Raw genomic sequence first — 21,095 nt, 5'->3', positions numbered from 1 at the left:
TCACGTGCGTCCCCTTGCAGTGGAAGCGGAAGGTCGGCGGACGCCCGCACGCCGTCGAGCCCGTGCCACAGCAGCGTGGTGAGGTACTCGGTGAGCGCGGCGCGGCTGATCGGACGGTCGTGCAGGATCCACCAGTCGCCGACCGACTGCACCATCCCGACCATGCCGTACGCCCACGGCTCGGCCGGGCCGGCGTCGAGCCCGAGCGCGCGCAACCGGTCGCCGACCGCGCGCGCCAGCTCGGTGGCGACGGTGCGCGCGGCGGTGGCGATGAGGTGCGGCATGCCCGGGACGCCCGACTGGTGCACGAGGAACCGGTACAGGTCGGGGTTCGTCTCGATCGCGGTGAGATAGGCGTCGATGGTGGCGGAGACGAGGTCGCGCTCGGCGCGCACCTGCGCGACCACGGGCGTGATCTGGTCGACGACCAGCCGCGCCAGGTGCTCACCGACCGCCAGCCACAGCTCGGCCTTGTCGGCGAAGTAGCGATACAGCACCGGTTTGCTGACGCCGGCGACCGCCGCGACCCGGGCCATGTCGGCGTCGGCGCCGTAGCGCAGCAGCGCCTCCACCGCGGCCTCGACCAGCACCGCGCGGCGCTGCTCGCGGTGGGCCGACCAGCGGCTGCGGCGGCCGTCTTCCCTCTGTTCCCGGTTCACGATACCCTTGGTAACAGATACTTGGAGATACATCAACTCGTGGGAGGCCGCGCCGTGGGACGTGAAGAGACCGCAGAACGCCTGCTCACCGCGTCGACCCGCCGGTCCTACGACCCGGTGGTGACCATCGACTGGGAGGCGCCGTTCGAGCCCGGCCGGTACTGGCTGGCGCCGTCGCGGAGCAGCCTCTACGGCACGGACCTGTGGGCCTCGCTGTCGGAGGAGCAACGCATCGAGCTCACCAAGCACGAGGTCGCGAGCGCGGCGAGTGCCGGCATCTGGTTCGAGACCGTGCTCATGCAGATGCTGATCCGCGAGTACTACGACCAGGACCCGACGAGCCGGCACGCCCAGTACGCCCTCACCGAGGTGGCCGACGAGTGCCGCCACTCCATCATGTTCGGCCGCCTGATCGAGCGCCTCGGCGTCGAGCCGACGAGGGCGAAGTGGCGCGACCACACGCTCGGCCGCTTCCTGAAGGCGACGGCCACCGGTCCGCACATGTACGCCGCGATCCTCATCGCCGAGGAGATCCTCGACGCGTTCCAGCGCGAGATCTCCACCGACGAGTCGCTGCAGCCGCTGATCCGCATGGTGTCACGCATCCACGTCGTGGAGGAGGCGCGGCACGTCCGCTACGCCCGCGAGGAGCTGGAGCGCCAGGTCGCCTCGGTCGGCCCGGTACGCCTGGCGTACTCCCGGATGGTGATCGCCCGGGCCGCGGCGTCGGTGGTGAGCCGCCTCGTACACCCCGACGTGTACCGCAGCGTCGGTGTCGACCCGTCGGTGGGCCGCCGGACCGCGCTGGCCAACCCGCACTTCCGCGAAACCCTGAAGTGGTCGGCCTCGAAGGCGGTCGAGTACCTCACGTCCCTCGGCCTCATCGACGGCCCGTCCCGCCGCATCTGGCGCCGCGCCCACCTGGTCTGAACACCCGGCGACGCGCCGGGCGGTAGGGCCTACGGGATCGCGCGGGCGCGCTGGTTCACGCCGGGTTCGCCGTACGGGTAGTCGGCCACCAGCGGGGCGCTCGCGTCGTCGAGGCGGGCGGTCTCCTCGGCGGACAGGTGCACGCCCGCCGCGGCGAGGTTGTCGTCCAACTGCTCCAGCGTCCGTGCGCCCAGGATCACCGAGGTGACCGACGGGCGGTCGGCGAGCCACGCCAGGGCGACGACCGCCATCGACACGCCCCGGGCGGATGCCACCTCCCGCACGGCCTCGACGACCTGCCACGTGCGTTCGTTGTTGCGCCGCGCGTACGCCTCCACGCCCCGGTTCGGGTTCTCGCCGAGGCGCGTGGCACCGGTCGGCGCCTCGTCGGCCCGGTACTTGCCGGTGAGCCAGCCACCGGCGAGCGGCGACCAGGGCAGCACGCCGATGCCCTCGTTCCCGCACACCGGCAGGATCTCGAACTCGATGTCGCGGGCGAGCAGGTTGTACTGCGGCTGCAGCGTCACGATCGGCGCGAGCCCGTGGAAACTGGTCAGCAGCGCGGCCTTCTGCAGCTGCCAACCGGTGAAGTTGCTGACCCCCGCGTAGCGGATCTTCCCGGCGCGCACGGCGTCGTCGAAGAAGCGGAGGGTCTCCTCCAGCGGCGTCAGCGGGTCCCACGCGTGCGCCTGGTACAGGTCGACGTGGTCGGTGCCGAGGCGGCGCAGGCTCGCGTCGAGCGCGCGGCTGAGGTGCGTGCGCGTGAGACCGGCGTCGTTGGGGCCGTCGCCCATGGGGAAGCGGCCCTTGGTGGCGATGACCACGCTGTCGCGGATCCCGTTGCGCTGCGCCAGCCACGCGCCGACGATCTCCTCGGACACGCCGCGGGTGTACACGTCGGCGGTGTCGAGGAAGTTGCCGCCGACGTCGACGAACCGGTCGAGCTGGGCGTGCGCGCCCTTCTCGTCGGTCTCGTTGCCGAACGTCATCGTGCCCAGGCACAACGTCGATACGAGCGTGCCGGTCTTTCCGAGGGTGCGGAACTCCATGCGCCCCACGCTATCCCGTCGCCTCCTCGATCGCCTGCGCAACGGCGAGAAGGTCGGCGTCGGCACCCGGCGGGCCGACGAGCTGCGCGCCCACGGGCAGCCCGTCGCCCGCGACCGGCATCGACAACGCGGGAAGCCCGAGCACGCTCCACGGAGTGTTGTGCGCCAGCAACGCCTCGCGCGGCGACGTCCACCCGCCGCCGACGTCGGTGTCGCGCGCGTGCAGCGGCGGCGCGGTGATCGGCGCCGTCGGCAGCAGCAGCACATCCAGCCCGGAGAACCGCCGCGCGGCCGTCGCGCGCGCGGCCGTCAGGCGGCGCAGCGCCCGCGCGTACAGATACGAGGGGACGCGCGTGGCGGCATTCAGGCGCCGGCGAACTTCGTTCCCGAACATGTCCGCGTTCTCTGCCAGCCGCTCGTGGTGCACCGCCACGGCTTCCGCCGACTGCACCGTCACGTAGACGTCGTGCAGTTCCGCGGCGTCGGGCACCGCGACCCGGGTGAGGGCGGCACCGGCGCGGCCCAGCGCCTCGACGAACGCGTCGAACCGCGCGCGGACCACCGGGTCGAGCCGGTCGAACCAGTCGCCGGTGGGCAGCCCGACGCGCAGCCCCGTCACCGGCGGGCCTTCGACGTCGCCGCCCTCGGCGAGAACGCGCCACCCGCTCGCGGTGCCGGCGACGTCGGTCGCGAGCACCCCGACGGTGTCGAGCGACCACGACAGCGGGAACACGCCGTCGGTCGGTATCCGCCCGATCCCCGGCCGGATCCCGGTGACCCCGCACAGCGCCGCCGGGATCCGCACCGAGCCGCCGGTGTCGGTGCCGACCGCGAGCGGCACGAGCCCGGCCGCCACCGCCGCCGCCGAGCCGGCGCTGGAGCCGCCGGCCATCCGCGACGGGTCGTGCGGGTTGCCGCAGGGCCCGTTGGCGGTGTCGTCGCCGGTGGGCCCGTAGGCGAACTCGTGCGTGGTGGTCTTGCCGACGACGATGGCGCCGGCCCGCCTCAGGCGCCGCACGAGGACCGCGTCACGCTCCGGCACGTGGCCGGCGAAGTGCCGCGAGCCCATCGTCGTGAGCACGCCGGCCGTGTCGACGATGTCCTTGACCGCCACCGGAACCCCGTGCAGCGCACCGGTCGGCTGCTGGTCGCGGGCCGCGCGGGCCTGCTTCCGCGCGCCTTCCGCGTCGACGGTGACGAACGCGTTCAGCACCGGCTGGGCGGCGGCCACCGCGTCGAGCACCTCCTCGACGAGGTCCACCGGATCGGTGGCACCCGACCGCAGGCGCTGCACGGTGTCGGCCAGGGTGGTGCCGCTGAACGGTCCGGACGTCATCGGAAGACTCTAAGCTCTGCACGGTGAAGCCCGTCACCGCCGGTCAGCTCAACCGGGCCACGCTGGCCCGGCAGCTGCTGCTGCGCCGGGAACCGCTCGGCGTCGGTGAGGCCGTGCGGCGCGTGGTCGCCCTGCAGGCGCAGGAGCCGGCGTCGCCGTACCTGGCGCTGTGGAACCGCGTCACCGGCTTCGACCCGGCCGACCTCGACGCCGCGTTCGCCGACGGCACGGTGGTGAAGGCGACGCTGATGCGCGTCACGCTGCACGCGGTGCACGCCGGCGACTACCCGGCGTTCCACAACGCGATGGTGCCCGTGCTGCGCGGCCCGCGGCTCGGCGACAGGCGGTTCACCGACAGCGGACTGTCCACAGCGGACGCCGACGACCTCCTCGGGCACCTGCTCGCGTTCACCGCCGCCGAGCCCCGCACGAAGGTCCACATCGAGGACATGTTCGAGGAGCGGCTCGGCCGCCGGCATCCCGGCGTCTACTGGGCCCTGCGGACGTACGCGCCGCTGCTGCACACGCCGACCGGCGGGCCGTGGTCGTTCGGTACGCGGGCGGCGTTCCGCTCGTTCGCATCGCCGCTTCCGGCGGGGGACCGGGAGGAGTCGGTACGCCGGCTGGTGCTGCGCTACCTCGCCGGCTTCGGACCCGCGACGATCGCGGACATCGCACAGTTCAGCCTTCTGCCCCGCACGCTTGTGCGCGAAGCTGTCCGGTTCCCGGGCGGTGCGGTGCGCGTCCTCACACAAGCGGACGACGGCGCCGAGCTCTACGACGTGGCCGGCGCCGCGATCCCGCCGGCGCGGACGCCGGCGCCGCCGCGACTGCTGCCGATGTGGGACAGCACGCTGCTCGCCTACGCCGACCGGAGCCGGATCATCCCGCCGGAGTACCGGACACTGGTGATCCGGGTCAACGGCGACGTGCTGCCGACGGTGCTGGTCGACGGGCGTGTCGCCGGCGTGTGGCGCCCCGTCGACGGCGGCATCGAGGCGACCGCGTTCCACCCGCTGTCTTCCCGGGCGTGGAAAGGCCTTGCCGCCGAGGCGGCGGCGCTGCTGCCCGTGCTCGCCGACCGCGACCCGGCGGTGTACCGGCGCTACAACCACTGGTGGGCAAAGCTTCCACCGGCGCTTCCACCGGCGGCGGAGGTGCGGGTGCTAGCCGAGTAGCTCGTGGACGTAGCACCAGCGCCACGACTCGCCCGGCTCGGCCGACTGCATCACCGGGTGGCCCTCCTTCTCGAAGTGCGTGGTGGCGTGCCGGCCCCGGGACGAGTCGCAGCAGCCGACGTACCCACAGGCCAGACAGGTGCGCAGGTGCACCACGGGCCCGTCCTCGTCGGTGTGCTCCTCGCACGTGGACGGGCTGCCGACGTCGCGTGCCGGCGCGGCGACGAGGTGCTCGCACAGCTGCGGCTCGTCGGCCGGCTCGGGCTGCTGGCGGGCCGCCTCGCGCCGCCCCTGCAGCCGCTGCCGGAAGCGCCGGAACGGCGTGTCCCGCTCCATGTCCCGCTCGAGCTCCTCGGAGCTGAGCTCCCGCCGACCGTCCCGCCGCCCCACGACCATGGCGCCATTCTCCCTCATGCCTTCCGGCGCTCCGCGGGGGCGGTGGTTCCCCCGGCGGGGTGGGACGGGTGGGGCGGCGACGACCGGGCGCTCACCGGCGCGCTGCTGGGCGCGCCTCAAGTGGGCGGAGGGGCGGTGCTGCGGCGGACCACCAGGGTGGGGGAGAGGGTCAGCAGGGCCGACCGCTCGCGGGTTCCCTCCACCCGCTCCAGCAGCATCCGCGCCGCGTTGACGCCCATCAGGTGGCCGTCCTGGTCGACGCTGGTCAACGAGATCGGGCCGAGGGCGGCGATCGCCGTGTTGTCGTAGCCGGCGACCGAGATATCGCCGGGAACCGACAGGCCCGCCTCGTGTACGGCATTGAGGGTGCCGATCGCGGCCGCGTCGGCGCCGGCGAAGATGGCCGTGGGGCGCACCGGCCGGGCGAGCAGCTCCTTCGTCGCCGTGTAGCCGCCCTCCTCGGTGTAGGTGCTGGCGACCACGTCGACGTACCCGCCGAGGCCCCGCCGCTCCATCGCCCGGCGGTAGCCCTCGGCCCGCACCGTCTGCGGCATCGTGGTGGGGCTGCCGCGACGGGTGTACCGGTGCTCGATGTGCGCGATGCGGCGGTGGCCGAGGTCGGCCAGGTGGTCGACGACGAGGCCGGCGCCCACCTGGTCGTCGTCGACGACGGCGTCGTAGTCGGCCGACCGGCCGTGCCGGCCGATGACCACCGTCGGCACGGCGCGGGCGGTCTCCTCCAGCGCGCGGCGGCCGACGATCGGCGCGATGAGGATCAGCCCGTCCATCCGCCGGTCGACCATCGCGTCGATGCTGCGGCTCTGCGACTCGGGCTCGCTGCCACCGGGACCGAGCAGCACCTGGTAGTTGGTGGCGCCCAGGTGCTCGACCATGCCCTCGATCAGCTCCGGGAAGAACGGGTTGCGCACGTCGGGCACCAGGACCCCGACGGTGTAGGTCTGGCCGCGCATCCCGCGCGCCGCGGCGTGCGGGCGGTACCCGAGCGCCGCGATCGCCTCCTGCACCCGCGTCTGCATGGCCGGGCTGACGCCGTACGCGTTGCGCAGCACCTTCGACACCGCGGCGGTCGAGACGTTCGCGTGCTCGGCGACGTCGGCGATGGTGACGCGGCGCTGTGACATCGAGACTCCCGGGTTCTGTGTAGAACGCTCTACACGCGTTGATCGATCTACAGGCTATATGGCCGGGAACCCTTCTTGACAGACGTCGAATCGTGTCACAACAATGGGGAACGCTCTACGAAACGTTGCCGTAATCAGGTACCCGTCGGCCACCCCTTCGGCGCGCTGCGGCCGTCCGCCAACTCCATCGCGAAGCCTGCCCGGGGTCCCTCGACCCATTGAATGAATCGTTTCACACACGGAACTGTGGAGGATCGCGTGTCACCTCGCGTCGTCGGTCTACGCGCCGAACACCACCGCGATCCGCTGGGGATCGGCACCGCCTCGCCGCGCCTGTCCTGGCGGGTGGAGACGGCCGCGCCGGACTGGATCCAGTCCTCCTACGACGTGGCGGTGGAGACCCACGAGTCCACTGTGGAGGGCCCCGACCAGGTGCTGGTGCCGTGGCCGGCCGGGCCGCTGGCGTCGCGGGAACGGCGCACGGTCCGCGTGCGGGTGCGTGGTCGGGGAGCCGGGGAGCCGTCACCCTGGAGCGACCCGCTCGTGGTCGAGGCCGGCCTGCTGAGCCCCGGCGACTGGACGGCGCGCATGATCGGCGCGGCGCAGCCGCCCGGACCGGACGTCGACGGGCCCGCCATGCTGCTGCGTCGCGGCTTCGACCTGCCGGCCGCACCGGTGCACGCGCGGCTCTACGCCACCGCGCACGGCGTCTACGAACTGGAGGTCAACGGCGAGCGCGTCGGCGACCACGTGCTGTCGCCGGGCTGGACCAGCTACCGGCACCGCCTGCGCTACCAGACGTTCGACGTCACCGGCCTGCTGCGCGAGGGCGCGAACGCCATCGGCGGCTGGCTCGGCGACGGCTGGTTCCGGGGACGGCTCGGGTTCCGGGGCGGCCGCCGCGACCTGTACGGCGACCGCACCGGCCTGCTCGCTCAGCTCGAGGTGTCGTGCGTCGATGGGAGCACCGTGGTGGTCGGCACCGACGGGCGGTGGCGCACCGCGTCCGGCCCGGTCGTCGCCACGGGCCTGTACGACGGCGAGCACCACGACGCGCGGCGCGAACAGTCCGGCTGGTCGTCGCCGGGCTTCGACGACGCCGGCTGGGTGGCCGCGCGGGAGCGGGAGTTCGACCCGGCCGTGCTCGTGGCTCCCGACGGCCCGCCCGTGCGCCGCACCGAGGTGCTCCGGCCGGTGTCGATCGGCAGGTCACCGACGGGCCGCACGATCGTCGACTTCGGACAGAACCTCACCGGGCGGCTGCGGATCCGGCCGGCCGGCCCGGCCGGCACGACCGTCCGGCTGCGGCACGCCGAGGTGCTGCAGGACGGCGACCTGTGCGTCCGTCCACTGAGGTCGGCCGCGGCCACCGACGGGTACACGCTGCGCGGCACGGGGGAGAAGGAGGAGTGGGAGCCGCGGTTCACCGTGCACGGCTTCCGCTACGCCGAGGTCGAGGGCTGGCCCGGCGAGCTGGATCCGGACGACGTCGAGGCGGTCGTCTGCCACACCGACATGACCCGCACCGGCTGGTTCTCCTGCTCGGAACCGGACCTGGAGCGGCTGCACGACAACGTCGTGTGGAGCATGCGCGGCAACTTCCTCGACGTGCCGACCGACTGCCCCCAGCGCGACGAACGCCTCGGCTGGACCGGCGACCTGGCCGTGTTCGCGCCGACCGCCGCGTTCCTCTACGACTGCACGGGTCTGCTCACGTCCTGGCTCGCCGACCTCGCCGCCGAGCAGTCGGAGTACGGCACCGTGCCGTTCTACGTGCCGTGGGTCGGGCTCCTCGGCGACCCGCACCCGGCCGCGGTGTGGGGCGACGTCGCGGTCACGGCGCCGGCCGTGCTGCACGAGCGCACCGCCGACCGGGAGCTGCTGCGCGTCCAGTACGCGAGCATGTGCGCCTGGGTCGACCAGATCGCGGAGATCGCCGGCGAGAACCGGTTGTGGGACACCGGTTTCCAGTTCGGCGACTGGCTCGACCCGGCGGCGCCACCGGACCGGCCGGGCGACGCGCGCACCGACAAGAGCCTCGTCGCCACCGCGGCCCTGGCCGGCAGCAGCCGCACGCTCGCCCGCATCGCGGAGCTGCTCGGGGAGGAGGCCGACCACCGCCGCTACACCGAACTGGCCGACGCGGTCGCCGAGGCGTTCGACGACGAGTTCGTCACGCCGAACGGGCGCCTGGCCAGCGACGCGCAGACCGCCTACGCGATGGCCCTGACCGGCGACCTGCTGGCCAAGGAGACCCAGCGCGAACGGGCCGGCCGCCGGCTGGTGGAGCTCGTCGCCGCCGAGGGCCACCACGTGGGCACCGGCTTCGCCGGCACGCCGCTCATCTGCGACGCGCTCACCGCGGTCGGCGCCGTCGACAGCGCGTACCACCTTCTCCTGCAACGGGAGTGCCCGTCGTGGCTGTACCCGGTGACGATGGGCGCCACGACGATCTGGGAGCGGTGGGACAGCCTGCTGCCCGACGGCACCGTCAACCCCGGCGAGATGACGTCGTTCAACCACTACGCGTTCGGCGCGGTCGCCGACTGGCTGCACCGTGTGGTCGCCGGTCTCGCGCCGGCCGCGCCCGGCTACCGGCGGGTGTCGGTGCGGCCGCTGCCCGGCGGCGGCCTGACCCACGCGTCGGCGACGTTCGACAGCCCGTACGGCCGCGTCGCCGTGGCCTGGCGTCGCGCGGACGACCGCCTCGACGTCGAGATCACCGTGCCGCCCGGCGTCACCGCCGTGGTGCAGCTGCCGAACCCGTCGTTCACACCCGTCGAGGTCGGCTCCGGCGAGCACCGGTTCGGCTGTGCCTACCGCGCCCCGGCCGACGACCCCGAGCCACCCGCACCACCGTCCCCCTTCTAACCCACCACCCGGAGGACCCACCATGGCACGGTTCTGGTTGACGGCCGCGGTCGTCGGGCTGCTCGCGACGAGCGCCTGCACGCCCGGCAGTCTCGGAGACAGCGACGGTGACGCTACCGCGCTGTCCTACCTCGTCGACAACGAACCCTCGACGGTGAAGACGGCCGAGGCGTTGGCGAAGGCGTTCACCGCCAAGTACCCGGACCTCTCCGTGAAGGTCGAGACCCGTCCGCAGGGCGGCGAGGGCGACAACATCGTCAAGACCCGACTGTCCACAGGGGACATGACCGACATCTTCGCCTACAACTCGGGTTCGCTGTTCCAGGCGCTCAAGCCCGAGCAGAACCTCACCCCGCTCGACGACCAGGCGTTGGTGGGCACCATCGACCCGACGTTCGCGAAGACGGTGACCGCGGCCGGCAAGGTGTACGGCGTGCCGACCGGGGGCACCGTCGGTGGCGGCGTCTACTACAACCGGGCCGTCTACAGCCGGCTCGGACTGCAGGTGCCGAAGACGTGGGCCGAGTTCATGGCGAACAACGCCAGGATCAAGGCCGCCGACATCGCGCCGGTGGTGCAGACCTACCAGACCACGTGGACCTCGCAGCTCATCTACCTCGCCGACTACCACAACGTGGCGAGCGTCCAGCCCGACTTCGCCGAGCAGTACACGGCGAACAAGGTGAAGGTGGCGTCCACGCCGGCGGCGCTGCGCAGCTTCCAGCGGCTGCAGGAGGTCCACGACGCCGGCTACCAGAACTCCGACTTCGCCTCGGCACAGCTGGAGAACGGGCTGAAGATGATCGCCGACGGCACCGGCGCGCACTACCCGATGCTGACCTTCACCGTCGCGACGATCGTGGCCAACTCGCCCGACAAGGCCAAGGACGTCGGCTTCTTCGCGCTGCCCGGTGAGGACGCGGCGAAGAACGGCCTCACGGTGTGGATGCCGGGCGGCATCTACCTTCCGAAGACCACCACCGGCGCGAGGCTCGACGCGGCGAAGAAGTTCCTCGCGTTCGTCGCCTCGCCGGAGGGCTGCGACGTGATGGGGAAGACGACCGCGCCGAGCGGACCGTACGTGGTGAAGGGCTGCACGCTTCCGGCCGACGTGCCGCAGGCGGTCAAGGACATGCAGCCGTACTTCGACGCCTCGAAGACCACGCCCGCGCTGGAGTTCCTCTCGCCGGTGAAGGGCCCGGCCCTGGAGCAGATCTGCGTCGAGGTCGGCTCCGGCATCCGCAAGTCGGGCGACGCGGCCGAGCTCTACGACCGTGACGTACAGAAGCAGGCCCAGCAGCTCGGTCTGCCGGGCTGGTAGGTCCCATGGCTGTCACCGTCGAGCAGAGGGATGTCCGGGACGCGTCCGCCCCGGACTCCCCGGGGGGTCGCCGCCCGCGGCGGACGAGCCCGTACCCGTACTGGTTCTACCTGCCCGCCGCGGTCGTCTACGTGACCCTGTTCATCGTGCCGACGTTCGCGTCGTTCTTCTTCAGCCTCACCCGCTGGACCATCTTCGAGTACGAGTTCATCGGCCTGGAGAACTTCACCAACTTCTTCCAGGAGCCCGCGCTGGTCAAGGGCTTCACCAACACCCTGATCTACGCGGTGGTGACCTCGGCCCTGAAGGTGGTGCTCGGGCTGCTGCTGGCCGTGCTGCTCACCTCGCGCATTGTCGCCCGCGGCTACCTGCGGTCGGTGGTGTTCTTCCCGGTACTGGTGAGCACGATCGGCGTCGGCATCACGTTCACGATCCTCATGAACCCCGAACGCGGGCTCATCAACGAGTCGCTCGCCGTGGTCGGGATCGACGGACCGGGCTGGTTGACCGACCCGAAGTACGCGCTGCTGTCGGTGGCGCTCGTCGACGTGTGGAAGGGCGTGGGCCTGGCGACGCTCATCTACATCGCCGGCATCGTGTCGATCCCGCAGGACTACTTCGAGGCGGCCAGGGTGGACGGCGCCGGCTCGTTCGCGAGCTTCCGGCACATCGTGCTGCCGCTGGCCCGCCCGGCGACGGTCACCGTCGTCATCCTGTCGCTGATCGGCGGGCTGCGGTCGTTCGACCTGATCTGGGCGATGACCCGGGGCGGGCCCGGGTTCACCTCCGACGTCATCGCGTCGGTCATCTACAAGCAGTACCAGGCCGGGTTCTACGGGCTGTCGACCGCGGGGAACGTGTTGCTGTTCCTCACCGTCACCGCGATCGTGGTCCCGTTGTTCTGGTTCCTCAACCGTAGGGAGGTGGACCGGTGACCGCCGCCGTCGGCGCCACCCGGCGCGGGCCGCGCCGCCGCAGCTACGCGCTGAGCGTCGTGTCGATCCTGCTGTCGGTCGTGGTGTTCATCGTGCCGTTCGCGTTCATCGTGCTCACCGCGGTGAAGAACCAGCAGCAGGCGTCGCTGCTGGACTTCTCGTGGCCCACCGAGTTCCGGGTGGTCGACAACTTCGCGGAGGTCGTGCGGGCCCGCGACTACATGCTCGTCATCGCGTTCATCAACAGCACGATCCTCACCGTGTGCAGCGTGGCGGGGATGGTCGTGCTGTCGGCGATGGCGGCGTTCGTGCTGCAGCGGCGGGCCAGCCGCTGGACGGGTCCCATCAACTTCCTCGTCCTCAGTGGACTGATCATCCCGCCGGCCGTGGTGCCGACGATCTGGGTGCTGGAGGGGTTGGGACTGTTCAAGACCATGCCCGGCCTCATCCTGGTGGAGATCGCCTTCGGGTTGTCGTTCAGCGTGCTGCTGTTCCGGGCCTTCATCTCGACGATCCCGCGCGAGCTCGACGAGGCGGCCACGATCGACGGTGCCGGCCCGGTGCGCCTGTTCTTCCGGGTGGTCTTCCCGCTGCTGCGCTCGGTGGCGATCACCGTGATCGTGGTTCAGTCGGTGGCCGTCTTCAACGACTTCACGTATCCGCTGTACTTCCTGCCCGGCGACCAGAACGCCACCGTGCAGCTGACGCTCTACAACTTCCAGAGCCAGTACACGACGCAGTACAACCTGCTGTTCATGAACATCCTGCTGATCACGGTGCCGCCGCTGGTCATGTTCCTGTTCTTCAACCGCCGCATCGTGGCCGGCATGACCTCGGGCGCGGTGAAGGGCTAGAAGCCGATGCTCACGACCAGGCCGTGCTCCTCGGCGAAGCGGCCGGCCAGGTGCAGCTCGCGGGCCGGCGGGCGGACGACGACGTCGGGCTCCTTCATCCAGTACAGCTTGTCGAGGCTGGCGACGATGATGGAGCCACCGGCGTGACTCCCACCGGTCCTCCCGCCGTCCGGTCCGTCAGCGTGGCCAGGGTAGCGGGTGCCGGCCGGCCGTGAAGGTCACGACCGGCCGGACGGTCACGGCTTCTTCATGCGCCAGCAGGTGCCGCACGACGGGTCGACGTCGCGGCTGCTGATCAGCAGCGGACGGGTGACGAGCGGGTCGGACACGGCGAGGGACCGGGCGGAGACGGACCCCACGACGCCGGACATCTTCACGCGTACCTCGACACAGGCGATGCGCAGGTCGACGTCGGAGGCGGCGCAGACCGCGACGCCCTGCTGCGGGCTGATCCCGCCCTCCACCCGGAACGTCTGCGGGTCCTTGGTCGGCTCGTAGGGCAGCACCGCCGCGGCCGTGTCGACCACCCCGAACGCGGCGCCCACCGGGTACACGGCGAGCGCGTACTTCGCCCCCGGCACGGGAACGTCGCACGTCAGCGAGCCGTACAGCCTCACGATCGTCAGCGCCTGGTCCATCGGTGGCTCGGCGGGCCGCGCGGTGAGCGATCCGAGGTCGAAGGCGCCGCTGGTGCACGGGTACCGCGGGTCCCAGGTGTCGGCGCCGGCGGCGGAGGCGGCACCCTGGGCCGTCACCACCGACAGGATGGCCGCGAACGCCGCGACCAGGAGCATCCCGGTCCGTCTCATTGATTTCCCCCATGGTCTGCCGCACCGGCCGGACGGCCGGGCGGGGTGAGCAGATGCATCGAGCCCAGGATGAGCCCGAGCTGGAAACGGTTCTCCGCGCCGATCCGGTCCATCAGCGCGCGGAGCGTGTAGGCGATGGTGCGCCGGCTGATGTTCAGCCGGGTGGCGACACCCGCGTCGGTGAGGCCGGTGGCGAGCAGCGCGACGATCGACCGCTCCCGCGGCGACAGCACGATCGGCGGCACGCCACCGCGGCGCGGGTCGCGCCCCGCGCCCCACAACTGTTCGAAGAGCGCGACGAGCCCGGCCACGATGACCGGATGGTCGATCTCCAGCGCGCCGGCCGACGGGTCGAACGGGTCGACCGGCAGCAGCGCGATCCGCCGGTCGAACACCATCAGCTTGACCGGCACGTCGGTGCGTTCCCGGTAGTCGGCGCCGATGCTGGCCAGCTGGTGGGCGACGGCCGAACTGCGGTCGGCGTCGAGCGGCGGCACGCCGCAGGTGCGCAGGCGGATCCCGCGGGCCACGAGCGCGCGGTCGAGCGGCAGCGCCTCGGCCATGTCCTCCTCGGCGAAGCTCGGCTCGGGGTTCACCGCGAGGTGCTCGTGCCGCTCGGCCGCGACGAGGGTGGCGATCCGGGCCCTGATCTCGCCGGAGGTGAGCAGGACCCGGCCGTGTGCGGGCGGCGGGGTCGGCGTCGGCAGCACCGAGCCCTGCAACAACGCGTGGTGGAACCCGGCCTGGTAGCGCAGGTCGACGGTGCGCAGCCGGCGCTGCCGCAGCGCGGCGACCACGTCGGCGACCGGCATGGCCTGCCACCGTCGGGCCGCCGGCGGCGATTCGGGGACGTGGGGCCCGCGCACCGCCCCCGTGACGTGCAGCTCGTCGATCGCCATCGACACCCGGTGCCTCGTGATCCCCAGACCCGCCGACAGCGACCCGACGGTGCCCGGACCGATCGCGGCCAGCGACCGGTAGACGAGGTCGGCGTCGGGAGACAGGCCCCACCGGGTGAGCGACGGGACCGGCTCGAGCAGATTCACGCGGCGACCCTCACACGGACAGGCCGGCCGGGCAAGCGAACGGGCCGGTTTTGCAGAGTTGTGCAACTGCCCGCCCACGGGTTCACCAGCACCTTACACATTGACCTCTGGCGATGGCTAGCGGATACTGACCCAGCTTGTTAGCGTTCACAACCCACTCCGGAGGATCCGCCATGCCCCGGGCCAGGACACTTGTCGGGTTGGCGATCGTGGCACTGGTCGGCTCGGTCGGAGCCGTGCCGGCGCAGGCACGGGCGCCCGAACCGACTCCCGACTACACGATCACCGTCGACCCACGCGCTGCCGGCGCCGACATCTCCGACTCCATGTACGGGGTCTTCTTCGAGGACATCAACTTCGCCGCCGACGGCGGCCTGTACGCCGAGCTCGTGCGCAACCGGTCGTTCGAGTTCCTGCCGATCGACAACCAGTCCTACACCGGGCTCACCGCGTGGACCCCGAACGGGGTGGACGGCGGCGCCGGCACCGCCACCACGGTCGACGACGCCGCGCGGCTGCACGAGCGCAACCGCACCTACCTGAACCTCGCACTGTCCAACCCGGACGGTGGCTGGTACGGCGTGACCAACGCGGGCTGGAACACCGGCGTCGCCGTGCAGGCGGGCGACCGCTACGACTTCTCGGTGTGGGCGCGCACCGACGCCGCGGCGGGCACGCCGCTGTCGGTCACGGTGCACGACGCGCAGGGCGATCCGCTCGCCACGCCGCTGACCCGCGTGGTGCGCGGCGACACCTGGTCCCGGTACACCGGGACGCTCACCGCCCGCCGCGACTCCGACGTCGGCCGGCTCTCGGTGCGGGCGGCCGGCACCGGCACACTGCGGCTGGACATGGTGTCGCTGTTCCCGCAGAAGACGTTCAAGGGCCGCGCCAACGGTCTCCGCAAGGACCTCGCCGAGAAGATCGCCGCGCTGAAGCCGGGCTTCGTGCGCTTCCCCGGCGGCTGCCTGGTGAACACCAACAGCATGTACGGCTACGACGCCTCGTCCAACTGGGAACGGTCGCGGTCGTACCAGTGGAAGGACACCGTGGGTCCGGTCGAACAGCGCGCGACCAACCGCAACTTCTGGGGCTACAACCAGTCCTACGGCCTCGGCTACTTCGAGTACTTCCAGTTCTCCGAGGACGTCGGCGCGATGCCGCTGCCGGTGGTGCCGGCACTGGTGACCGGGTGCGGGCAGAACCGGGCCACGGCCGACGAGGCCCTGCTCCAGCGGCACATCCAGGACACCCTCGACCTCATCGAGTTCGCGAACGGCCCCGCATCGTCGACGTGGGGCGGGCTGCGCGCGCGGATGGGGCACCCGAAGCCGTACGCCCTGACCCACATCGCGATCGGCAACGAGGAGAACCTGCCGAACGAGTTCTTCGCGAACTTCCTGCGGTTCCGGTCGGCGATCAAGGCGAGGTACCCGGACATCACGGTGATCAGCAACTCCGGGCCGGACGACACCGGCGCCACGTTCGACCGGCTCTGGACCCTGAACCGCGAGGCCGGCGTCGACATGGTCGACGAGCACTACTACAACACCCCCGGCTGGTTCCTGCAGAACAACCACCGCTACGACAGCTACGACCGCAACGGTCCCAAGGTGTTCCTCGGTGAGTTCGCCTCGCAGGACAACAAGTTCTTCAACTCCCTCGCCGAGGCGCACTACATGACCGGCCTGGAACGCAACGCCGACGTGGTGCGGCTGGCCGCCTACGCGCCGCTTCTCGCGAACATCGACCACGTGCAGTGGCGGCCCGACCTGATCTGGTTCGACAGCGACGAGTCCTGGGGCACCACCAGCTACCAGGTGCAGAAGCTGTTCATGAACAACGTCGGCGACCGCACCGTGCCGAGCCGGTTCACCGCGCCGGTGGTTCCGCCGCGCGGCATCACCGGCGCGGTCGGGCTGTCGACGTGGGCGACCGCCGCCCGCTACGACGACGTGAAGGTCACCGGCACCGACGGCGGCGTGCTCTTCAGCGACGACTTCGCGAACGGCGCCGGACAGTGGTCGGCGGTCGAACCGCGCGGCGCGTGGAGCGTCGTCGACGGCCAGTACCAGCAGTCCGACACGGCCGCGCTCGACACGCTCGTCAGGGCCGGCAACATCACGGCGACCGACTACGACCTGACGCTCAAGGCGACGAAGCTCGACGGCGCCGAGGGCTTCCTCGTCGCGTTCGGCGTACAGGAGAGCGGCGAGCTGTACTGGTGGAACCTGGGCGGCTGGAACAACACCCAGGGCGCGATCCAGAAGGGCGCCGGCGGCAGCAAGTCGATCGTCATCGCCAAGCCGAACACCATCCAGGCCGGCGTCGCCTACGACATCCGCGTCGAGGTCCGGGGGACGACCGTGCGGCTGTTCCTCAACAACGAGGAGTGGGGCAGCTTCGTCGACGACCAGGTGACGCAGCCGTTCGCGCAGGTGGTCACGCGCGACGACCGCACCGGCGAGCTGATCGTCAAGGTGGTCAACGCGCAGGACGCACCGGCGACGACACGCATCGACCTCGGTCGTCAGCGGGTGCGCGACACCGCGCGGACGACCGTGATCACCGGTGACCCGGGGGAGCAGAACACCCGCTCGGCCGAGCCGATCCAGCCGGTGACGGGCACCGTGCGCGTCGGGTCGCGGTTCACGCACACGTTCCCGCCGAACTCCGTCACGTTCCTTCGAATCCGGACGAGGTAGAGCCATGACCAGTCGACGCAACCTCCTCCGCGGCGGTCTCGGTGCCGCTGTGGCGGCGTCCGTCGGAGGCGGTGCGGTCGCGCGTGCGGCGGCCCCACCGCGGACGGACGCGGAGATCTACGGGGTGACCACCGTGAACCCGCTCGTCACCCAGCGGGCCGACCCGTTCATCACCCCGCGCACCAACGGGATGTACTACTTCACCGGCTCGGTGCCGGAGTACGACCGCGTCGTCGTGCGCGGCGCGTCGACGATCGCGGGACTGTCGACCGCGGCCGAGACCGTCGTGTGGCGCCGACCGTCGTCGGGCCGGATGGGCGGGCACATCTGGGCGCCGGAGCTGCACCGCATCGACAACCGCTGGTACATCTACTTCGCCGCGGGCGACTCCGACAACGTCTTCCGGATCCGGATGTACGTGCTGGAGTCGGCGCGGGCCGACCCGCTCGACGCGGCCGGCTGGGCGCTGCGCGGTCAGATCGTCACCGAGTGGGACAGCTTCGCCCTCGACGCGACGACGTTCGCCCACAACGGGCGGCGGTACTACGTGTGGGCGCAGAGCGAGCCGGAGATCGCGACGAACTCCAACCTGTACATCTCCGAGATGAGCTCCCCGCTGGCGCTGCGCACCAAGCCGGTGCGGATCGCCACGCCGACGCGGAGCTGGGAGGTCCAGGGGTTCCGGGTCAACGAGGGCGCGGCGGTGATCGTCCGCAACGGCAGGGTGTTCATGACGTTCTCGGCCAGCGCCACGGACTCCCGGTACTGCATGGGGCTGCTCACGGCGTCGGCGTCGTCGAACCTGCTGGCGCCGTCGAGCTGGGTGAAGTCGCCGGACCCGGTGTTCGTCACCAACGCCAACACGTCGCAGTACGGACCGGGTCACAACACGTTCACCGTCGCCGAGGACGGCGTCACCGACGTGCTCGTCTACCACGCCCGCGACTACCGCGACATCACCGGCGACCCGCTCTACGACCCGAACCGGCACACCCGCGTGCAGAGGCTCTACTGGCACGCCGACGGGACCCCGCTGTTCGGGGTGCCGGTGGGCAGGGGCGGGCCGATCGTGCGGCTGTCCCCGGCCGACGCGCCGGCCAGCCACCTGCGGCACTACGACTATGTCCTGCGGGTGGAGGCGGGCGTGCGGCAGCTCGCCGACACCCAGTTCCGGTTCGTGCCCGGTCTCGCCGGTGCCGGCACGGAGTCGATCCAGTCGGTCAACTTCCCGAACCGCTACGCGCGGATCTCCGGGACCACGGTGCGTATCGACCCGCAGGAGAGCGGCGGCACGTTCGCCGGGCAGGCGAGCTTCCGCCGGGTGGCGTCGGGCGCCGGGGTCACGTTGCAGTCGGTCGGCACGGGCGCCTACCTGCGGCACGAGGGCGGGCGCCTGACCACCGGCGCCGCGACGGTCTTCCTGCTCGGCTGAGGTCAGATGTGGATCTTGGGGCCGCGCGACCCGCCCGGCTCCAAGATCCACAAAAAGGGTTCGCCGCCGTCGATTTCAAGTGTGTGACGGTGTCTTGACGGGTCGACGTGTGAACGCTAACACTGACGGGGCGGTAACAACGTCGAAACAGCCGGAGGTGCGCATGGACGGTGTTCTACCACCGCGTATCCCGGTCTCAGCCGTCGACGGCCGCCGGCCACGCGCGCCGGTGATGATGGACGTCGCCCGGCTTGCCGGGGTCTCCCACCAGACCGTCTCGCGGGTCGTCAACTCGCACGCCAACGTGCGGGCCGAGACCCGGCAGCGGGTGCTCGACGCCATGCGTGAGCTGAACTACCAGCCCAACTCGGCGGCCCGCACCCTGGTGACGCGGCGGTCCAACACGATCGGCATCGTCACCGTCGACAGCACCCTCTTCGGGCCGGCGTCGATGGTGTACGGCGTCGAGCAGGCGGCCCGCGCGGCCGGCTACTTCGTCAGCGTCGCCAGCATCAACACGCTGACCCAGCGGGCGGTGCGCGACGCGGTCTCCCGGCTCGAGGAGCAGTCGGTCGAGGGGATCGTCGGCGTGGTGCCGCACGACGAGGCGGTGCACGCGCTGGTCGCCGTGCCGTCGGGCGTCATCACGGTGGCGGTCGGGGTCGGCAGCGGCGCGGCGGTGCCGTTCGTGGGCGTCGACAACGTCGCCGGCGCGGTCGTCGCCACCCGCCACCTGCTCGCGCAGGGGCACCGCACCGTGCACCACATCGGTGGCCCGGTCGGCTACCCCGACGCGCGGGAGCGGCGCCAGGGCTGGCGACGGGCGCTCACCGAGGCGGGCGCGCCGACACCCGACGCGCTCACCGGCGACTGGAGCGCGCGGTCCGGCTACGATCTCGGGCGCGTGCTGGCCGCCGACCGGGCGGTGACGGCCGTGTTCTGCGGCAACGACCAGATGGCCCTCGGCCTGCTGCGGGCGCTGTTCGAGTCCGGCCGCCGGATTCCGGCCGACGTGAGCGTCGTCGGGTTCGACGACGTTCCCGAGGCCGCCTACATGATCCCTCCACTGTCGACGGTCAAGCAGGACTTCACCGAGATGGGCCGCTTGAGCATCGACCTGTTCGTCCGCATGCTCGGCCGGCCCCCCGGCTCCGACCCCGTGCGGATCCTGTTGACACCGACGCTCATCCCGCGGGTCAGTTCCCGCAGCGCGGCGTAACCGCCGCGGTCACCCACCCACAAGGACACACTGCGGAAGAAGGAGGAAACCCTCACGCGCTGTGAGCGCTCACAGTCGCCCCGGCGACGAACCGGCCGTTCGCAGCGACGGCGGTCGCACGACCGCCCACACCACCCACTGAACTGAACAGGGAGTTAGGAATGCTCAGGAAGGTCTGGGCGGGTACGGCTGTCGGCCTGCTCGCATTGAGCCTTGCGGCCTGCAACAACAGCGACACCGGCGGCGACGGCGGCGACGCCGGGTCGGGCAACGAGCCGATCGTGCTCGGCTTCTCGCAGGTCGGTGCCGAGAGCGGCTGGCGGACGGCCAACACCACGTCGATCAAGGAGTCGGCCGCCGAGGCCGGTATCGAGCTCAAGTTCGACGACGCACAGGGCAAGCAGGAGAACCAGATCACCGCGATCCGGAACTTCATCCAGCAGAAGGTCGACGTCATCGCGTTCTCGCCGAAGGTGGAGACCGGTTTCGAGACCGTGCTCAAGGAGGCCAAGGACGCCGGCATCCCGGTGATCCTGACCGACCGGGCGGTGGACACCCAGGACAAGACGCTGTACAAGTCATTCCTCGGCTCCGACTTCGTCAAGGAGGGGCGTCTGTCCGGGGAGTGGCTGGTCAACGAGATGAAGAGCGCCACGGGTGACGTCAACATCGTGGAGCTCCAGGGCACCACGGGCTCCGCGCCCGCCAACGACCGCAAGAAGGGCTTCGCCGAGGCCATCGCCAAGGACCCGAAGCTGAAGGTCATCGCGTCCCAGAGCGGTGACTTCACCCGGGCCGGCGGCAAGCAGGTCATGGAGCAGTTCGTCAAGGCCAACCCGAAGATCGATGTGCTGTTCGCGCACAACGACGACATGGGTCTCGGTGCGCTCGAGGCGATCACCGCGGCCGGCAAGGTGCCCGGCAAGGACATCAAGATCATCACCATCGACGCGGTGAAGGACGGCATGCAGGCGCTTGCCGACGGCAAGTTCAACTTCATCGCCGAGTGCAGCCCGCTCCTCGGGCCACAGCTGATGGAGCTGGTGAAGAAGGTCAACAAGGGTGAGTCGGTCCCGGCGCGGATCGAGACCCAGGAGACCACCTTCACCCAGGAGCAGGCGAAGGCCGCCCTGCCCACCCGTAAGTACTGATTCGAACGACCCGGTGCCGCCCGCCACGGCGGGCGGCACCGGACCCGGGCTGGAGGTCCCCC

Annotated in this window: 17 protein-coding genes; 10 read left to right on the top strand and 7 right to left on the bottom strand. The window is 71.3% G+C overall.

Going from position 1 to position 21,095, the window contains the following annotated elements; all coding sequences use genetic code 11:
- Positions 1-659: TetR family transcriptional regulator (locus tag Voc01_RS08625; protein ID WP_239160048.1), on the bottom strand; the 659-nt coding region annotated here is incomplete at its 3' end.
- Positions 660-713: 54 nt separating this feature from the next.
- Here Voc01_RS08625 and Voc01_RS08620 point away from each other — a divergent pair.
- The gene (locus Voc01_RS08620) at positions 714-1,589 is read left to right on the top strand and encodes an AurF N-oxygenase family protein (RefSeq protein ID WP_203926758.1); all 876 of its coding nucleotides are present in this window, start codon (positions 714-716) and stop codon (positions 1,587-1,589) included.
- A 29-nt stretch (positions 1,590-1,618) separates the two neighbouring features.
- Here the strand turns inward: Voc01_RS08620 and Voc01_RS08615 are convergent, their stop codons facing one another.
- Both Voc01_RS08615 and Voc01_RS08610 read right to left on the bottom strand, forming a co-directional pair.
- Positions 1,619-2,638, bottom strand: coding sequence for an aldo/keto reductase (locus Voc01_RS08615; RefSeq protein ID WP_203926757.1), 1,020 nt, complete (start codon positions 2,636-2,638; stop codon positions 1,619-1,621).
- 10 nt (positions 2,639-2,648) lie between these two features.
- Positions 2,649-3,974, bottom strand: a complete 1,326-nt coding sequence (locus Voc01_RS08610) for an amidase (RefSeq protein WP_203926756.1) — start codon at positions 3,972-3,974, stop codon at positions 2,649-2,651.
- A gap of 23 nt (positions 3,975-3,997) precedes the next feature.
- Here Voc01_RS08610 and Voc01_RS08605 point away from each other — a divergent pair, with 23 nt between their 5' ends.
- A complete protein-coding gene (locus Voc01_RS08605) occupies positions 3,998-5,152 on the top strand; it encodes a winged helix DNA-binding domain-containing protein (protein ID WP_203926755.1) in 1,155 nt (384 codons plus the stop codon).
- On the opposite strand, the gene Voc01_RS08600 is transcribed toward Voc01_RS08605, so the two are convergent.
- Both Voc01_RS08600 and Voc01_RS08595 read right to left on the bottom strand, forming a co-directional pair.
- Positions 5,141-5,566 carry a UBP-type zinc finger domain-containing protein gene (locus tag Voc01_RS08600; RefSeq protein ID WP_373873799.1) on the bottom strand — a complete coding sequence of 142 codons (426 nt, stop codon included), beginning with the start codon at positions 5,564-5,566 and terminating at the stop codon, positions 5,141-5,143. The two genes, Voc01_RS08605 and Voc01_RS08600, sit on opposite strands and share 12 nt — an antisense overlap.
- A 98-nt stretch (positions 5,567-5,664) precedes the next feature.
- Positions 5,665-6,690 carry a LacI family DNA-binding transcriptional regulator gene (locus Voc01_RS08595; RefSeq protein ID WP_203926754.1) on the bottom strand — a complete coding sequence of 342 codons (1,026 nt, stop codon included), beginning with the start codon at positions 6,688-6,690 and terminating at the stop codon, positions 5,665-5,667.
- A 258-nt stretch (positions 6,691-6,948) separates the two neighbouring features.
- On the opposite strand from Voc01_RS08595, the gene Voc01_RS08590 reads away from it, so the two are divergent.
- The 4 genes from Voc01_RS08590 to Voc01_RS08575 are packed head-to-tail and all read left to right on the top strand — an operon-like array spanning position 6,949 to position 12,671.
- Positions 6,949-9,561, top strand: coding sequence for a glycoside hydrolase family 78 protein (locus Voc01_RS08590; RefSeq protein WP_239160047.1), 2,613 nt, complete (start codon positions 6,949-6,951; stop codon positions 9,559-9,561).
- A 22-nt stretch (positions 9,562-9,583) separates the two neighbouring features.
- A complete protein-coding gene (locus Voc01_RS08585; protein WP_203926752.1) occupies positions 9,584-10,882 on the top strand; it encodes an ABC transporter substrate-binding protein in 1,299 nt (432 codons plus the stop codon).
- A 5-nt stretch (positions 10,883-10,887) separates the two neighbouring features.
- Complete coding sequence (locus tag Voc01_RS08580) at positions 10,888-11,817, top strand: carbohydrate ABC transporter permease (RefSeq protein ID WP_203926751.1); 930 nt, start codon at positions 10,888-10,890, stop codon at positions 11,815-11,817.
- A complete protein-coding gene (locus Voc01_RS08575) occupies positions 11,814-12,671 on the top strand; it encodes a carbohydrate ABC transporter permease (RefSeq protein WP_203926750.1) in 858 nt (285 codons plus the stop codon). The genes Voc01_RS08580 and Voc01_RS08575 overlap by 4 nt, the downstream gene beginning before the upstream one ends.
- Before the next feature lie 236 nt (positions 12,672-12,907).
- On the opposite strand, the gene Voc01_RS08570 is transcribed toward Voc01_RS08575, so the two are convergent.
- Positions 12,908-13,480 carry a hypothetical protein gene (locus tag Voc01_RS08570; protein WP_203926749.1) on the bottom strand — a complete coding sequence of 191 codons (573 nt, stop codon included), beginning with the start codon at positions 13,478-13,480 and terminating at the stop codon, positions 12,908-12,910.
- Complete coding sequence (locus Voc01_RS08565; RefSeq protein ID WP_203926748.1) at positions 13,477-14,526, bottom strand: helix-turn-helix domain-containing protein; 1,050 nt, start codon at positions 14,524-14,526, stop codon at positions 13,477-13,479. Before Voc01_RS08565 ends, Voc01_RS08570 begins: the two co-directional genes overlap by 4 nt.
- A 173-nt stretch (positions 14,527-14,699) precedes the next feature.
- Between Voc01_RS08565 and Voc01_RS08560 the strand changes: the two genes are divergently transcribed.
- From Voc01_RS08560 to Voc01_RS08545, 4 genes are all read left to right on the top strand, one after another.
- Positions 14,700-17,231 (top strand): alpha-L-arabinofuranosidase family protein, encoded by a 2,532-nt coding sequence (locus Voc01_RS08560; RefSeq protein ID WP_203926747.1) that lies wholly within the window; start codon positions 14,700-14,702, stop codon positions 17,229-17,231.
- Between the two features lie 4 nt (positions 17,232-17,235).
- Positions 17,236-18,663: a family 43 glycosylhydrolase gene (locus Voc01_RS08555; protein WP_203926746.1), complete on the top strand. Its 1,428-nt coding sequence runs from the start codon at positions 17,236-17,238 to the stop codon at positions 18,661-18,663.
- A 163-nt stretch (positions 18,664-18,826) separates the two neighbouring features.
- Complete coding sequence (locus tag Voc01_RS08550; RefSeq protein WP_239160046.1) at positions 18,827-19,882, top strand: LacI family DNA-binding transcriptional regulator; 1,056 nt, start codon at positions 18,827-18,829, stop codon at positions 19,880-19,882.
- A 161-nt stretch (positions 19,883-20,043) separates the two neighbouring features.
- Positions 20,044-21,033, top strand: a complete 990-nt coding sequence (locus Voc01_RS08545) for an ABC transporter substrate-binding protein (protein ID WP_203926745.1) — start codon at positions 20,044-20,046, stop codon at positions 21,031-21,033.
- Positions 21,034-21,095 lie beyond the last annotated feature (62 nt).

This window comes from Virgisporangium ochraceum (genome assembly GCF_016863655.1).
GTDB classification, from domain to species: domain Bacteria; phylum Actinomycetota; class Actinomycetes; order Mycobacteriales; family Micromonosporaceae; genus Virgisporangium; species Virgisporangium ochraceum.
The sequence above is the reverse complement of the archived record's forward strand: the minus strand, read 5'-3'. Positions and strand labels throughout refer to the sequence as shown.

Coding starts and splice junctions, on each gene's coding strand:
- Voc01_RS08615 (WP_203926757.1), bottom strand. CDS start 2,638: ATGGAGTTCCGCACCCTCGGAAAGACCGGCACGCTCGTATCGACGTTG.
- Voc01_RS08610 (WP_203926756.1), bottom strand. CDS start 3,974: ATGACGTCCGGACCGTTCAGCGGCACCACCCTGGCCGACACCGTGCAG.
- Voc01_RS08600 (WP_373873799.1), bottom strand. CDS start 5,566: ATGAGGGAGAATGGCGCCATGGTCGTGGGGCGGCGGGACGGTCGGCGG.
- Voc01_RS08595 (WP_203926754.1), bottom strand. CDS start 6,690: ATGTCACAGCGCCGCGTCACCATCGCCGACGTCGCCGAGCACGCGAAC.
- Voc01_RS08585 (WP_203926752.1), top strand. CDS start 9,584: ATGGCACGGTTCTGGTTGACGGCCGCGGTCGTCGGGCTGCTCGCGACG.
- Voc01_RS08580 (WP_203926751.1), top strand. CDS start 10,888: ATGGCTGTCACCGTCGAGCAGAGGGATGTCCGGGACGCGTCCGCCCCG.
- Voc01_RS08570 (WP_203926749.1), bottom strand. CDS start 13,480: ATGAGACGGACCGGGATGCTCCTGGTCGCGGCGTTCGCGGCCATCCTG.
- Voc01_RS08560 (WP_203926747.1), top strand. CDS start 14,700: ATGCCCCGGGCCAGGACACTTGTCGGGTTGGCGATCGTGGCACTGGTC.
- Voc01_RS08555 (WP_203926746.1), top strand. CDS start 17,236: ATGACCAGTCGACGCAACCTCCTCCGCGGCGGTCTCGGTGCCGCTGTG.
- Voc01_RS08550 (WP_239160046.1), top strand. CDS start 18,827: ATGGACGGTGTTCTACCACCGCGTATCCCGGTCTCAGCCGTCGACGGC.
- Voc01_RS08545 (WP_203926745.1), top strand. CDS start 20,044: ATGCTCAGGAAGGTCTGGGCGGGTACGGCTGTCGGCCTGCTCGCATTG.